General features: G+C 67.5%; 13 protein-coding genes and 2 pseudogenes. 6 read left to right on the forward strand and 9 right to left on the reverse strand.

Annotated features, from left to right (window positions below; translation table 11 throughout):
* Positions 1–148: 148 nt before the first annotated feature.
* Complete coding sequence (locus ACFYPA_RS14015; RefSeq protein ID WP_003967428.1) at positions 149–502, reverse strand: STAS domain-containing protein; 354 nt, start codon at positions 500–502, stop codon at positions 149–151.
* Positions 503–580: 78 nt separating this feature from the next.
* Between ACFYPA_RS14015 and ACFYPA_RS14020 the strand changes: the two genes are divergently transcribed.
* Positions 581–3091 carry a DEAD/DEAH box helicase gene (locus ACFYPA_RS14020; protein WP_389131829.1) on the forward strand — a complete coding sequence of 837 codons (2511 nt, stop codon included), beginning with the start codon at positions 581–583 and terminating at the stop codon, positions 3089–3091.
* A 153-nt stretch (positions 3092–3244) separates the two neighbouring features.
* Here ACFYPA_RS14020 and ACFYPA_RS14025 read toward each other — a convergent pair.
* The 6 genes and pseudogenes from ACFYPA_RS14025 to ACFYPA_RS14050 form a co-directional block, all read right to left on the reverse strand.
* Positions 3245–3580 (reverse strand): annotated as a pseudogene (locus tag ACFYPA_RS14025) (Rv3654c family TadE-like protein); the annotation flags it as partial.
* Entirely contained in the window at positions 3577–4086 is a 510-nt protein-coding gene (locus tag ACFYPA_RS14030) for a TadE family type IV pilus minor pilin (protein WP_389131832.1), read from the reverse strand. The pseudogene ACFYPA_RS14025 and the gene ACFYPA_RS14030, both read right to left, overlap by 4 nt.
* Complete coding sequence (locus ACFYPA_RS14035; RefSeq protein ID WP_359351423.1) at positions 4073–4270, reverse strand: DUF4244 domain-containing protein; 198 nt, start codon at positions 4268–4270, stop codon at positions 4073–4075. The genes ACFYPA_RS14030 and ACFYPA_RS14035 overlap by 14 nt, the downstream gene beginning before the upstream one ends.
* Positions 4271–4335: 65 nt before the next feature.
* The gene (locus tag ACFYPA_RS14040) at positions 4336–5193 is read right to left on the reverse strand and encodes a type II secretion system F family protein (protein WP_389131836.1); all 858 of its coding nucleotides are present in this window, start codon (positions 5191–5193) and stop codon (positions 4336–4338) included.
* Positions 5190–6068: a type II secretion system F family protein gene (locus tag ACFYPA_RS14045; RefSeq protein ID WP_389131839.1), complete on the reverse strand. Its 879-nt coding sequence runs from the start codon at positions 6066–6068 to the stop codon at positions 5190–5192. The genes ACFYPA_RS14040 and ACFYPA_RS14045 overlap by 4 nt, the downstream gene beginning before the upstream one ends.
* A pseudogene (locus ACFYPA_RS14050) lies at positions 6065–6376 on the reverse strand (ATPase, T2SS/T4P/T4SS family); the annotation flags it as partial. The pseudogene ACFYPA_RS14050 and the gene ACFYPA_RS14045, both read right to left, overlap by 4 nt.
* A gap of 48 nt (positions 6377–6424) precedes the next feature.
* On the opposite strand from ACFYPA_RS14050, the gene ACFYPA_RS14055 reads away from it, so the two are divergent.
* The 4 genes from ACFYPA_RS14055 to ACFYPA_RS14070 all read left to right on the forward strand — a co-directional run bounded on the left by ACFYPA_RS14055 (position 6425) and on the right by ACFYPA_RS14070 (position 12264).
* Complete coding sequence (locus tag ACFYPA_RS14055; protein ID WP_389131841.1) at positions 6425–7969, forward strand: recombinase family protein; 1545 nt, start codon at positions 6425–6427, stop codon at positions 7967–7969.
* A gap of 1754 nt (positions 7970–9723) precedes the next feature.
* Positions 9724–10851 (forward strand): phage major capsid protein, encoded by a 1128-nt coding sequence (locus ACFYPA_RS14060; RefSeq protein ID WP_389131844.1) that lies wholly within the window; start codon positions 9724–9726, stop codon positions 10849–10851.
* A 2-nt stretch (positions 10852–10853) separates the two neighbouring features.
* The gene (locus ACFYPA_RS14065; RefSeq protein ID WP_389131846.1) at positions 10854–11306 is read left to right on the forward strand and encodes a hypothetical protein; all 453 of its coding nucleotides are present in this window, start codon (positions 10854–10856) and stop codon (positions 11304–11306) included.
* Positions 11307–11886: 580 nt separating this feature from the next.
* Entirely contained in the window at positions 11887–12264 is a 378-nt protein-coding gene (locus ACFYPA_RS14070; protein WP_389131849.1) for an HNH endonuclease, read from the forward strand.
* A gap of 924 nt (positions 12265–13188) precedes the next feature.
* On the opposite strand, the gene ACFYPA_RS14075 is transcribed toward ACFYPA_RS14070, so the two are convergent.
* Both ACFYPA_RS14075 and ACFYPA_RS14080 read right to left on the reverse strand, forming a co-directional pair.
* Positions 13189–13659, reverse strand: coding sequence for an NUDIX domain-containing protein (locus tag ACFYPA_RS14075; protein ID WP_389131851.1), 471 nt, complete (start codon positions 13657–13659; stop codon positions 13189–13191).
* A 4-nt stretch (positions 13660–13663) separates the two neighbouring features.
* Entirely contained in the window at positions 13664–14404 is a 741-nt protein-coding gene (locus ACFYPA_RS14080) for an XRE family transcriptional regulator (RefSeq protein WP_389131853.1), read from the reverse strand.
* Positions 14405–14781: 377 nt separating this feature from the next.
* Here ACFYPA_RS14080 and ACFYPA_RS14085 point away from each other — a divergent pair, with 377 nt between their 5' ends.
* Positions 14782–14928, forward strand: a complete 147-nt coding sequence (locus tag ACFYPA_RS14085; RefSeq protein WP_389131855.1) for a hypothetical protein — start codon at positions 14782–14784, stop codon at positions 14926–14928.
* The last annotated feature ends 103 nt before the right edge of the window (positions 14929–15031 follow it).

Below are 15031 nucleotides of genomic sequence, written 5' to 3' on the forward strand. Positions count from 1 at the left end.
GGGTGACGGAAGCGTGCCGCACACCGGCCGTCGGGATCACCGGTCGTCGATGAACGGCGACCGGTCACTCCGGCCGTCCTGGTGCGGAACCGCTGTCGTACCGACCACCGCCGGACCGGCCGGAGCCGGCCCGACCGCGGACAGAACGTCAGTCGGTCGCCGCCACGGCCTCATCGACCGTGGTGTGGATCGGGAACACCTTGGTCAGACCGGTGATCCGGAAAATCTTGAGAATGCGCTCCTGGTTGCACACCAGGCGCAACGAGCCCTCATGGGCCCGCACACGCTTCAAGCCACCCACGAGCACGCCGAGGCCGGTGGAGTCGAGGAAGTCGACGCCTTCCATGTCGACAACCAAGTGGTAGCTGCCGTCATTCACCAACTCGACCAACTGCTCGCGCAGCTTGGGCGCGGTATACACATCAATCTCGCCACCGACCTCGACGACCGTACGGTCGCCACCAGGGCCGGACACATTGCGAGTCGACAAGGACAGGTCCACGGATCCTCCAGCACCTTGCTATCGAGCGGTCGCCCCTCGGTCTCCCCGGCGGAGCCGGGGGACGGATCGCCAGCCGCGATGGCATTCAATCACTTACGGGCAGCCATGCACGACGCCTTGGGGCCATTGTCCGTCCTGCCAGTGACACACTCGGTGCCGATGGCCAAGAATCACCGCCCCAGTCGACCGCCCGCGAGCGGGGGCTCTCGCCCCTCTCCCGACGTGGTCCTCGACCGGCTCGCCGCAGGGGCGGGCCGGTCCGCGCGCATCACTCATACGGAGCACTTGCCCCCGCGTACGGGAACCCATGCCATCTGGCCCGATCGCATCCGCCCGGAAGTGATCGCCGCCATCCGGAAGGCCGGTATCGATCACCCATGGGCCCACCAGGCCGCGGCGGCGGAGCACGCGCTGGACGGCGAGTCGGTCGTGATCGCCACCGGCACGGCTTCCGGCAAGTCGCTGGCGTACCTCGCCCCGGTCCTCAGCGCCCTCCTGGACGGCTCCGAGGCCCCCAACGGCCGAGGAGCGACCGCCCTCTACCTCTCCCCCACGAAGGCCCTGGCGGCCGACCAACGGCGCTCGGTGAGGGAACTGGCGGCTCCGTTGGGCAGCGGAATCCGGCCCGCTGTCTACGACGGCGACACTCCCGTGGAAGAACGCGAATGGGTGCGTCAGTACGCCAACTACGTGCTCACCAATCCCGACATGCTGCACCGCGGGATACTCCCGTCCCACCCCCGGTGGTCCTCCTTCCTGCGCGCCCTGCGCTATGTCGTCATCGACGAGTGCCACACCTACCGGGGCGTCTTCGGCTCGCACGTCGCCCAGGTGGTGCGCCGGCTCCGCCGCCTGTGCGCCCGTTACGGCGCCGATCCGGTCTTCCTCCTCGCCTCCGCCACCGCTGCGGAGCCCTCGGTGGCGGCCGGCCGGCTGACCGGCCTCACGGTCACCGAGGTGGCCGACGACGCCTCCCCGCGCGGCGAACTGGTCTTCGCCCTGTGGGAGCCGCCCCTGACCGAGCTGTCCGGCGAGAAGGGCGCCCCCGTGCGCCGTACCGCCACGGCCGAAACCGCCGACCTGCTCACCGACCTGACCGTGCAGGGCGTGCGTTCCGTCGCGTTCGTACGCTCGCGGCGTGGCGCCGAGCTGATCTCCGTCATCGCCAAGGAACGCCTCGCCGAGATCGACCGCTCCCTGCCCTCCCGGGTGGCCGCCTACCGCGGGGGTTATCTCCCCGAGGAACGGCGCGCCCTGGAGCGCGCGCTGCACTCCGGCAGCCTGCTCGGGCTGGCCGCGACGACCGCCCTCGAGCTCGGCATCGACGTCTCCGGCCTGGACGCCGTCGTCATCGCGGGATATCCCGGCACCAGGGCTTCGCTGTGGCAGCAGGCCGGCCGCGCCGGGCGGGCCGGCCAGGGCGCCCTCGCCATCCTGGTGGCCCGCGACGACCCGCTCGACACCTTCCTCGTCCACCACCCCGAAGCCCTGTTCCAGCAGCCCGTGGAGTCGACCGTCCTCGACCCGGACAACCCCTACGTCCTGGCTCCCCACCTGTGTGCCGCCGCCGCGGAACTGCCGCTCACCGCGTCCGACCTGACCCTCTTCGGCCCCGCCGCGGCCGAGCTGCTGCCGCAACTGGAAGCCGCGAAGCTGCTCCGCAAGCGGACATCGGGCTGGCACTGGACCCGGCGCGAGCGGGCCGCCGACCTCACCGACATCCGTGGCGAGGGCGGCCGCCCGGTCCAGATCGTCGAGGAGGGCACCGGCAGGCTGCTGGGCACCGTCGACGAGTCCGCCGCCCACACCGCAGTCCACGAGGGGGCCGTCCACCTCCACCAGGGGCGCAGCTATCTGGTCCGGAAACTGGACCTGGAGGACTCGGTCGCTCTGGTCGAGGAGGCCAGTCCGCCGTACTCGACGACCGCACGCGACACCACGGCCATCGCCGTCCTGGACACCGACACCGAGATCCCGTGGGGGAACGGGCGGCTCTGTTACGGCTCGGTGGAAGTGACCAATCAGGTTGTCTCCTTCCTCCGTCGCAAACTGATCACCGGCGAGGTGCTCGGCGAGACCAAACTGGACCTTCCGCCCCGCACCCTGCGCACCCGTGCCGTGTGGTGGACGGTCACCGAGGACCAGCTCGATGCGGCACGGATCAACCCGGAGATCCTGGGCGGCGCGTTGCACGCCGCCGAGCACGCGTCGATCGGGATGCTGCCGCTCTTCGCCACGTGCGACCGCTGGGACATCGGCGGGGTATCCGTACCGCTTCATCCGGACACCCTGCTGCCCACCGTCTTCGTGTACGACGGCCACCCCGGCGGGGCCGGCTTCGCCGAACGCGCCTTCCACACCGCCCGCGCCTGGCTGACCGCCACACGCCAGGCGATCGCGTCCTGCGAGTGCGAGGCGGGCTGCCCGTCGTGCATCCAGTCCCCCAAGTGCGGCAACGGCAACGAGCCGCTGCACAAACGAGGCGCCGTCCGCCTGCTCACGGAGCTCCTCCGCTCCACTCCCCCGGACCCGGGCGAGGGGGAGGGCCCGATAGAGGCGGGTCCTGATGAGGTAAACGGACCCCAGTGAGACGCACGGTCCGGCTGAGACGGATGCTCCTCGTGAGGTGAACGAACCCGGGTGAGACGGGCGGTCCGGGCGGCCCGTGGGCCCTGCCGTCGGCGGGCCCGCCCGGGACCTCACCTCGGGTGCGTACGGCCCACGCCGCACCCGGGCCGTCACATCGGCGACCTCCCCCTGAACGCTGCACCGCACCACCTCCGCCCCCTGCGCCACGGCCACTTCCCGGGCCGCCCGGCAGGCGACAACGGCGCCCTCCAAGGCCCGGTCGGCCGCGGCCAGCGCGGCCAGGTCGGCCGCGCCCCCGGCTCGGTGCCGGACCGCCACCACCTGCCCGAGAGCCAGGACCGCCGCGAAGACCACGCACAGCGCCGCCGTGGTCACAGCGGCCCACACGGTCGCCAGCCCCTGGTCCCGCCGACTTCCACGCACCCGCCTTCCGCGCACTCGCAGCCTGTGCGCCCCCGGGGCCGGCCCGCGCGGACCGGGCCACGTCACGGCGCCGCCCCCACCTGGTCCTCGGCCCCCATCAGATCCTCGGCCGCCGCCACGGCCTCGGCGGTCAGCGTCACAGCCAGCGGCCCAGGGCCCGATGACGGAGCGGCCACGGTGACCCGCCACAGTTCCCCGGCCCGCTCCACCTCGACCCGGGCCCGTCGGGGCGCCGCCGAAAGGGCGGCCTCCCTCACCTGCGCCTCGGATTCGGATCGGGCTGCCGCACGTGCGCCTGCCCGAGCCGCGTCCACACACCGGATCTGGGCCGACGCGGCCATCAACGCCCACAGCAGGGCGAGCACGAAGATCACCAGCACCGGGATGACCATGGCCGCCTCCGCGGTCACCGCGCCCTGATCGCCCCGCTGCCCGGCCGGCTCGGCTGTCTCCCCCCGGGCGTGTCCCTCCCGCCCGACATGTCCCCCGGTCCCTTCCAGCGCGTGCCTCTCCCGCCCCGCACCTCCCCCGGAGCCCGTCGGCACCCCGGCACCGCCGTCAGAACTTCGCATCGAGCGCGCTCTTGAGCAGCGATTGCAGCTGCGCCATGACCGGCGCGCTGGTGACCACCTTGTAGAGCACCGCGGCAAAGGCACACGCAGCAATTGTTCCGACCGCGTATTCCGAGGTCGTCATTCCGGTGTCCGCCCGCACCTTGCGTGCCACCGCTCGCGCCCAGCGCATGATTTTCCGCATCACTTCAACCCTCCACTAAACCTGGATTTCTTGGACTAATCGCCTTATTTCGCTTTCCGGGCTTATCAGGACTGCAGCAGCCCTCCTGCCAGGCCAATGACCACAGGCGCCACGCCCACCGTCAGAAAGGCAGGCAGGAAGCAGAGCCCGACAGGGGCGGTGATCAGCACGGCCGCCCGCTGGGCCCGGGCCACCGCCGCGCTCGCCCTCTCGGCTCTCATGGCCTCGGCCAGTCGGGCCATTGGCTCCGCCGCAGGAGCACCCGTCACCCCGGCTCGGTCCAGACAGCGCGCCAGGGCGGCAGCGCCCGGTATCGCCCCGAACCTCCCCCAGGCGACAGTGGGGTCGCCCCCGAGCCGGATCTCCGCCGCCGTCCGCACCAGTTGCTCACCGACCGGCCCGCCCAGCGACTCACCGACCGCTTCGGCCGCCTCGCGCGGACCGGCTCCCGCAGAGATGCAGGCCGCCAGCAGGTCCGCGGCCAGCGGGAGTTGACGCAGGGACTCCGCGGCTCTCGCCGCTTTCTCGGCGGCGACTCGCGGCGCCTGCCCGAGCCGCGCGCGCTGCCACCGCCGAACGCCATAGGCCGCCGCCGCCCCGACCACCCATCCCGCGGCGGAACCGCCCACCAGAAACCAGCCCGTCGGGACTGCCCCCAGCACCGCCGCCCACCGCCTGGCCCCGGCACCGGAAACCGGCAACCGCATCCGATTCGGGGACATGCCCGCCCGGCACGTGCGCCCGCCCGGGGTCACCGGTGCACCAGAGGTCCCGTAAACGAGCGCCACCCCGCGCCGTCGCACCCGCTGCCCGGCCCGGTGGCGGCCCATAGCGAGCGCCGGCTGGACACACATGCCCATCACGAGCCCCACCACCCCCACCCTGTGGACGACTTCACCGAACGCGCCGACCAGGGCGCTCATGCGCCTTCTCCTCTACGGACGATCCGCGTCGCCCAGAACAGGCCCGCCGCTTCGAACGACGCGCCCATCACCAGACAGACCAGACCGGCGGAACGGTGCAGCAGCACCCCCAGCGGGTCCGCCCCGAGCGCCGCTCCCAGCCCCAGACCCAGCACCGGCAGCAGAGCCAGTACCGTGACCGTCGACCAGGCGCCGGCCAGCTGTGCCCGCAGTTCCTCCCGTCGACGCCGCTCGGCCCGTAGCGCGCCCTCCAGCCGGTCCAGACCGGCTGCGAGACCGGCGCCACCGTCCGCCGCCACCCGCCAGCAGGCGGCCACTCCCGCCAGACCCTCCAGACCCGGCTCGCACGCCGCCTGTCCGAGCGCCCGCGGAACATCACCCCCGAACCGCGCCGCGGCCGACACCCCAGCTCCCGCGGCGCCCAATGCGCCCGTGCCGTACGCCGCGACAAGCAGTGCCTGCCCCGGCTCCTGCCCGGCTCTCAGTTCGCCCACCACCGCACCGCACAGGTCCACCACCCCGTCGGCCCGGCGTTCCCGTTCCCTGCTCAGCTCTCGCCGCTTCAGCCACCGCCGCACCACGGGGACCGCGGCCACCGCCGCGATAAGCGGCAACACGGACTCACCAAGGACGGCCAGTACCAGAGCCACCGGCAGGCACAACCACTCCCGCCGGTCCCCAATCCACCCGCCGAACCGGAGCCAACCCCTTTGCCAGCCCTCCCGAAGGGGCGACTGCCCCGTCCCACGGCCGAACAGCACCCGCGCTCTCCGAAGCCCTTGTGCCCGACCGGCCACCACCAGGCCGGCCGCCGCCCCCGCACACAGCGCGGCCGCATGCACCGCATCCGGCACCCCCACCGGTGAACCGCTCACCGCTCACCCCCGATCAGCGCCCACAGCCGCTCCCAGCCCCGCTCCCGCTCGAATCCGGCCGCCCCCCAGCGCAAGGCCGGAACGGTCACCACCAGCCCCGCCCCGTCACGCTCCAGCACCTGAATCTCGGAGATCTTCCGCCGGCCGGCCCGGTCCCGTACGAGGTGGACCACCACCGACAACGCCGCCGCCAACTGGCTGTGCAGCGCTGTCCGGTCCAGACCCGCAGCGGTACCCAGCGCCTCCAACCGGGCCGGGACATGTTCGGCGGCATTGGCATGGACCGTGCCGCAGCCACCCGCGTGCCCTTCCTAACCGTCCACACGGTTCGGAAGCCCTTGCACCCAAGGACCGGCATGCGGCAACCAACGTGCGTCATCTACGACCGACTGTCTCGGCTCTTCGCCGAAGAGGCCCCCGACCACCGCCTAGCGGCCTGCCACGCCTACGCCGAAGCGCGCGGGTGGAAGGTGGTGCACGTCGCCACGGACACCAATGTGAGCGGCGCGAGCAAGCTGGAAGACCGGCCCGGAATGCGCGAAGTCCTGTCGTGGCTTCCCCGCGCCGACTACGTCATTGCCGCGAAGCTCGACCGGTACGCCCGTTCGGTGCTCGAATTCCAGCGGTTGTTGGATGCCGCGAAGTCGACGAACGCTGTCGTCGTCACAGCCGATGGCATGGTCTCGCCGGAAAACTCTTCGCTGATCGTCAACGTCCTCGCCGCCTTCGCGGAATACGAGCGCGACATGATCAAGCTGCGAATCACGGACAGCAAAAAGCATTTCAAGTCACGCGGAAACCACCTGGGCGGCCTCACTCCGTACGGGTACGTCGTAACCGGACCGCTCAATAACAAGCGCTGGGCAATCGACGAGACAGCGGCGGCAATCATCCGCGAATGCGCCGACCGGCTCACCAACCATGGCGCATCCATTACCGGCCTTACCCGCGAACTCAATGAACGGAAGGTTCTTCCCCCGGCGGACCATGCGCGTAAGCGCGACGGGCGAAAGCTCCGTGGGGGCAAGTGGCACTCGACGACGCTTCGCGATGTGCTTTACACACCGGCCGTTCGCGGGTGGCTCGTTCAGGCAGCGCCGGGAGAAAAGCGGAGCGCGCTGACCAATCAACCGGTGCTCGACGCCGAGGGCTCGCCAGTTTCCGCCGGACCGGAGATCCTGAGCGCCGAAGTATGGACGGCCGTGCGGGCAGGCATCGACGGAAAGTCGAAGGGGCGCGGAGCGGAGCGGACCGGGAAAGCCCTACTCCTGCACATCGCGTTGTGCTCGGAATGCAACGGACCGATGTACCGGCAGCGTCGCGCAGTGAACGGAAAGGACTACTCGCCTTACGTCTGCCGCGCGGGGGTCGGCAAGCACGGAACCCACCGACCGAACGTCGTCACGGCTCGATACCTAGACGAACTCGTGGTCGGGGAATTCCTTAAGCGCTTCGGACACATGGCGCTCATGCGCTGGGTGGAGCCGGACGGCAGCGCGGTACTTCAACTCTCCGAAGTGTCCGGGCAGATCGAGCGACTTGCCGGAAACCTCGCTCAGCTTGAGCCGAACGGCACTGCGGCGCGAATGGTCATCGGACAACTGAACGCGTTGGAAAAGCGGCAAGCCGAACTGCGCACGGAAGCCGACCACGCCGAAGGGCGCTGGGTAGACGACGGGGGCCCCTTGTCCGCCGAGTGGGAACGCCGTGACAACGAAGGGAAGCGCCGGTTGCTCGCCGACCTGGGAACGCGCGTGACGGTCCGCCCGGCAACCCCCGGAGCGCCTAAGCGATTTGATCCGAAGCGAGTCAGCGTTGAATTCGACGGTCCCGCGTGGTGGCGCCACCGGGACGCGACGGAAGCACACCTAGAAGCGATCATCCAGGAAGAGACCATGTGACCCGCTAGACGCTCACCTCCGACCCCCTCAGCCCCGTTCGGCCCCCGTGGTCGAGCGGGGCTCTTTCATGCCCGGAGACGGGCGCGTGTGGCTTCGCTGCCAGGCAGCGCGACCGGGGCAGGCGAACGGGCAGACAGCGACGAGACGGCCGTAGGCGAACCGGGCGGGACCGGATGACAGACAGGCCATGCCAGGCGGCGAGAAGGGCGACTACGGGGCGTGCCGGACCGCGAAAGGGCTAGACGCGGCTTCGGGTGGCGCTTGCCGACGGGCGGGGGCTGCGTAGTCGAGTGACCACAGCGCGCATACAGCGAAAGGGGAGTGGTGACGAAGTGACGAAATGATGAGTGTTTTGGTTCCAGATACAGGACAAAACTAAAAATAACTAACTCCTCTATAGCCGCTAACCCGAACCTGCCGTCATTTCGTCACTTCGTCACCCCTCCGCCCGTTGCGCTGTCGCCTTCCAATTTCCTTGGTAACGAATTGATAACGAAGGCTCCAGCCGGCGTCCACGTTGACCCTTATGTCCAATTGCCGGGAAACGCTTGAACGCTAGTGCCTATAGAGCCGCTCGACGGCTCCTCTCCCGGTGCGCGTGAGCCCCGGCGTACTTCGTTCCCGGTAATGGCCTTGATTGGCTCTGTCGGGTTCGCGGTGCGCCGGAGCGCGTCCGCCACCTTTGCGGCTCGCCAGCGTCGCTAACCCTTGATCTTGGCCCGTTCTTCGAGTTCACCCATGCTGGCGCTTGGGGTGGATTCGAGGGACGGGCCTTTTCGTTTTTCACGATCGGAGCCAGCCCGATGAACAACGCGCGACTACTAGCCGACGCTCGACTAGACGCACGACTACTACCCTGCCCTGCCGGTGACAGTAACCCGCTCGATTCCGCACGCTGCCGCTCTTGCGGCGCTGGAATCGAGCACACCGGCAGGGGTCGCCCGAAAGTCTTTTGTAGCGCTGAGTGCCGGACCGATTCGAAGGTTCGCCCGAAGCCGACTAAGTGCGCTTGGTGTGGCCTAGCCGTTGAGCAATCCGGCCTAGGCCGCCCGCGTAAGTACTGCTCGACCGATTGTCGCCGTACTGATTACGAAGTGACTCGCGAAGGCGAACTACTCGAAGCGCTCCGCGCTCTCAGCACCCGTACCAAGTAAGGGACTCAACCAATGGACACGGCATGACTCGCCCGAATCGACCCATCGTCAGCTTTCGGCATTGCCCCGGATGCTCGCAGCCTGCCCCGGCTTCCCGCTTTACCGCTGGTCGCTGCGACCGATGCACAGCGGATATCGAAGCGCTCGAAGCTGTGCGGGCATATCGGGTTGGGCAGCGATGAGCGAGGCGAAGACATGCACGAAGTAGCCACCCTGGGGGACGCATGAATGACGACTACACACCCGCTGAGCTAGACCTAGTCTTCGATTGGCTGCGCGCTCGCACGCTCGATATTCGCGACGCGAAACCGCTGCCACTATTCATCGCAACGGCAATGATCCGGCGATACGCGATTGCCACCGGCCGAGACTTCGAAGCCTGGCCGAACCAACGGGCCGTGAAGGCGCTACTTAATCAAGCTGGTTGCCGGTCGTCGTCTATGCGGGGGCCTAGTGGCCTCCGGTGGGCATTCCTAGGGCTCGACGTCCTGTCGCCGGAAACGCCTGACATCACCGCCTGACCAAAATCGAATGCCGCACCGGGGCACCTACTACCGAAGTAGGTGCCCTTCTGTTTCCCCGAACCAAAGGAAAATCACCATGACCCTCGACGTGACCAAGACTTCCCACGCAATCGCCGTTCGCGACCGGGCCATAGCCGATCTAAAGGCGCTAACTCTCATTGCGGAGGGTCGCGAACTCTGGGCATCGGAGCGTGCCCGCGAAAGCGAGCTACTGGCCACCATTGCCCGGCACGACAAGGCCGCAAAGGACGCCATCGACAACGCCGCAACTCGCGAGCGCGCGCAGGCTCACGACTGGACGGAGCGCAACGCATTCCAGGGCGCTACTCCGGCCGGTACCGTCGCCATTCATGCGGACAAGCCGAGCAGGCGAAGCGACCTTTCCGCCGAGATCATGGGCACCGAAGTTCGCGCGTACTCCGACGCTCCCCAGGGCGACACGTTCTCTTCGACTGTGCTCCGTGGCAGCGACGGAACTAGCAAGATCCTGGGGCGAGTTCAGACCTTCGAGTTCGAGCGTTCGAAGGGCATGGTCCCCACCGTCCCGCGCGTGACGGCTTCCCTCTCCGCCGAAGGCGCATCCCTTATCGACGCTGTCGTGTCCGGCAACGTCGCCCCGTTCGAGACTGTCAAGGTCGCTGCGTTCACGACCGTTGACAGGGACGATCTACAGGATTATTCCTTCGTCGACCAGGCTCTTTCCGATGCGCTTTCCGGCGGTATCGGCGAGCGCATCGACGTAACTCTTGTCGCCGGTGGCACGGACGGCGTGAACACCGTTTCCGGCTTCCTTGACGTCGGCGTTTCGACGGCCCCGACTGCCGCTCTTGCGCTAGTCGACATGCTTACCGCTGTCGCGCGTGTCACCGATGGTGGCGGTACTGCTGACGTCGTCTTCATGTCGGCGCAGGGTAAGGCGGCATTCCTCGCAGCGAATGCCGGGAAGCTAGCCGGGCTCGACCTGCCGGAGATCGTCGCTATCGGCAAGCTCGACGACGACATGGCAGCGATTGACGACGATTCGTTCATCGTCGCGGATCTCTCGAAGGTGGCTGTCGCTGTCCGTAAGACGGTCGATGTCTCCATGCATGTCGCCGAAGAGTCGCTGTACTCCACTGACACCGTGGCGCTAGTCGGCACTGCGCGAATCTCCGGTGTCGTCGTGGCGAATGCGGCGCACGTTCAGATTGTGAGCGCTGCCTAAGCATGACTGCCGATTCTTCGGCCGTCAGTGGTCGCCGTCTTCCCGTTCAACTGAGCGAGGAAGCGGCGGCCCGCCGGGCGGCTTTCGAGACTGTCAGCGGCGAACGGGAATGGCGCGACCGGACGGCCCGCGTCGTGCTCGATCGCCGGTCCGCCGAAAAGGGTTGGGCCGGTAAGTGGGCCTGCCATATGGGGCGGTGTGGGCGAACGCTTGCCGATCCTTTCGAAGGTACCTTTCACGACCCGGCTTCGCTGACTTTGGTTCACGTATCCCGTGCACTGGAGCGCTACAGCGTTGCCCTTAAACCGGTGCTCGATAACACCATTCGCGAAGAGTGGGCGCGCAATACCGACCGGGCCCCGGTGTGCCGACATTGCCAAGAACTTATGCGGGATCACGTCCGCTTCGAAGATGACGACACCTGGGAGACAGTGCGATATGCGCGCAATGCTTAAGCGGCTCGCCGCCTGGCGAACACCCCCGTTCGATCCCTCGTCCGATGCGCTGCTTATCGCCTTCGCGGACCGTCTCGCACGGATGCACGCGAACACTCCGGCGCTATGCGAAGCGTGCGATGCATGGGGCGATATCCGGGCGCTCGCCGTGGCCTATCGAGCCGACCGGCCGCACACGAAGGAATCCCTTCTTGCCGTATGCATTGGCTGTGCTGCCGAGCACGAGCTAGACGCACTGCCTGTCCGCGTGGGTGCCGAACTCCATAGGTCTGCCGGTCCCGTTGAGCGTGCACCGGTAGTCGTCCTCGACGTCGGCGAGCCGGTCGCGTATGAGCCGGTCAACGAAGAGCCATACCGCTATGTCAGCCCGAACCGAATGGAGAGACGACGTGCATAACCAGATATCTCAAGCTGTCCGCATCCTCGAAGGTGCGTGTGTCCTGCCCCGCGACAACGTCGAGCGAGCCGAAGTGTTCGCCGCATTCGCTGTCATCCGTCGAGCCGCTGAGTCCCACCTACTACCGAAGTAAGTGGGTAGGGGGGTCCGGCCATAAGGGCCTGACGAAAGGGAAGGGGGGGTATGCGTACCCGATGCATAGACAGCGCTCGCGCGAAGTGTGGCGGCTGGGTGGAGTACGGGCACGGCTCACGCTGCCGTGCGTGTGAGAGCGAATACCGAGCACGGAAGAACGCGACCAATCGCAGCGTGCGGAAGCAACGCCTATCGAGCGGCGACGGTGCACAACGCAGAGTGCGGGCAGCACTGCGAAAGGCTGGCCAGTGCTCGTGTGCTCACTGCCGCGAAGTCTTCCCGGCTGACTCGCTCGAAGTCGACCACCGCTTGCCGCTCTCTCATGGTGGGCTCGATGTCCTCACGAACATTCAAGTCTTGTGCATTCGATGTCATCGAGCGAAGACGGCGAATGATCGACGGAACGGCCCGACCGGGGGCGGGTAACCGGGTCAGAAGTTGGTGAAATTGCCTGCTGGCGAGCCCGGCCCAAGCTCAGAAAACGCACGCGTCACTAGGGGCCCCCGTGGGGTGACGGAGCCCGACGAATCCAGCACCACTCACCGGAGGTGAACCCCATTGATCAAGTTCTGTGAATGTGGCAAGCGCATTGAATCCAGCGCGAGTCATGCGACCCATTGCAGCCAGGCTTGCCGACAGTCGGCGTACCGAGAGCGTAAAGCGGCTGAGAGCCCGCGTAAGCCGCTCGCCGCCGTGCCGACAGGCAATGTCCCGGACGACGACCGCGAAGCGCTGAGAGCCGTCTACAGGGCCGCTATCGCTGCCGTCCTTACCGATGGGCTGACCGTGTCCGGCCGTCGTGGCGAAGCCGAGGTAGCGCACCCGCTCGCCCGATTCCTCGCACCGTGGCTAACTGCCCTCGAACGGAGCGGAGTTGGAAACGACCTGGACAACGACATAGCCGCGCTGCTCGCTGCCGCTGAGTCGATTACCGGGGTGGCCAGTGAGTAACGCCGGACGGCTCGCCGGACAGGCGAACGCGCTTCGTTCTCTCATCCTGACCGATAGCCCTAACTCGCCTATGGGTGACGCACGTTGGAAGCTATGGGCAACGGTCTATTCCGCGTTCGTCCGCGCTGTCGACGGGTGGCAGGTCGGCGACGCTCGCGACATGGACGCGTCCGACCTATGGCACGCTGCCGACCCGCTCGACCCGCCCCGGCATCCTGCCGACTTCTGACTTCCTGGCCCCCGTGGCTTGCCTTCGCTGGCAGGCTCGCGGGGGCCATTCTGCGTTACGCCACGTGATCGAGAAATCCGGACATTCGCGGGCAGGAGGTCCAGCCGGCAAAGCCATTCCGGTTACGCTGCGTAGCAGCTTTGACATTTCCCGAAAGGTGTGCAGTGCGCCTATCCGAGATACGGCCGGTCCCGCTCTTCGAGGAAGTGCCGGATGCGTAGCTGTTGCGTGTGGTGCATACGAAGTTCGCCCACCTCTTCCGGCGCGACGAAGCGGAGTTCCGTCGACTCGTCGGAAATGGCGAGAGTGCCACCGGTGACGCGAGCCCGAAAACACACATTGAACTGTCGGCGCACCTCCCCATCGCTGTACTCGATCACGTGCTTCGGATCGGTGTAGGTGCCGACGAGACCCGTGATCTCTACGTCTAGGCCGGTCTCTTCCTTGACTTCCCGCACGGCCGTACCGGGCAGGCTGTCGGCCATTTCCATTCCGCCCCCTGGTAGGGCCCATAGGCCGCTATCTGTGCGCCGCTGGAGCAGGATGCGGCCCCGGTCGTCTGTCACGACAGCGGAAGCCGCCACGACGAGACTGTTCGGTTCCGGTGCGTCGGGGTCGTCGTAATACTCCGTGCGTGCCACGGGGTCACCTTTCCACGGGTTGAGCGGTATCCCATACGGCGTTGAAGCTCTCGGCGTAGGTGTCGAATATCCCGCCGTCACCATTCCGCCGAAGGTGCCATACGGGCGCTCCGTACGCGTTCACACCCCATACGTGAGCGTTGACCAATGCCTGATCATCGGCGCGATACAGGCTGTTGTAGAGGGTCGTCCCATGCGTGCGCACTTCGATGCCTGGCACGTCGAGAAGGGGCCGGTAATGCAAGAGGGCGAGTCGGCAGCGCGATTCGATGCCGTGCCCGAATTTCTCTTCTGCCCCGCGCTGTTGCACGTTCTCGCTGTCGGCATCTCCGACGGCGATACGTACCGCGCACCCTTCGGCGGCACGCTCTCGAAGTAGGTCGTTCAGTCGGGGGTACGCCTCATGCAGGAAGACGGCTGCATATACGAGCACGTCGATTCGCTCGCGTGCGACGGCAAGTAGGTCGACGAACACCGACACCGGCAGGTCGGCCCGCTGGTCGTATAGGGCGACGAGTTCGGGGCTGACGGCCCGCGCGGCGCGCGCCTGCCGGAGTGCTGGCCAAAGGGCGTGGACGTCTTCCCCCAGCGTCTCGGCGGCACGGAGCGCTGTTACTCGCCGTGGCGTGCGTCCCAGGTTCACCCATCGCTCGACGCTCTTCGGGTCAACTCCCGTTGCACCGGCGAGAGTTGAGTGTGTCCAGCCCCCGGATGCCATGGTTGCCCGTAGTCGTTCGTTCTTCATAGGGACGTTCTACCCCTTGTGGGACGTCCCAAAGTGGGAAACGTACGAGGTTCCTACGTCCCAGCGACCGGCGCGAAGATCACCGGGAATCGAGGGGACGGCGGGATGATGGCTAACGACACTCGGCAAGAGACAGACGCGAGTCAGTTCGAGTACATGACGTATGCGCCCAAGGGTGAAACGTGCCCCGCGTGCATGACGCCGATCAAGAGTCTTGAGCGCTGCCGCCGGGGCGTACTCGAAAGGCAGTCCGGCCCGCCGGTCGTCGTTTACCGGCACGCCGATGGGTGCCCCAGGTGACGCGCTCTATCGTCCGATTCGTTGATCACACAATTCGTCATGCTCCCGAAGGCGGGACGACCTTCGAGGCTTTCTGTGTGACACACGAATGCCGGGCGGAGTCCGGCCCGCAGGATGCCCAGGAAGCCGCGCAGGACTGGTGCCTTCGGCACACCGGGAAGACGGGGCACGACCTGTTCCGGCGCGTCTTCACCGACCATGCGCGGGTGACCCGCGCGGAGTAGGCCCCGACCCGCTGAGCGACGGCGAGCAAGACAGCTCGGCGAGTCGGCCCCGGCCCCGTTCGTGCGCTGCCCCCGTGGCGTGCGAGCGGGGCTGACAGGCGGC

The organism is Streptomyces sp. NPDC005775 (assembly GCF_042871565.1).
In the GTDB taxonomy this organism is placed as follows: domain Bacteria; phylum Actinomycetota; class Actinomycetes; order Streptomycetales; family Streptomycetaceae; genus Streptomyces.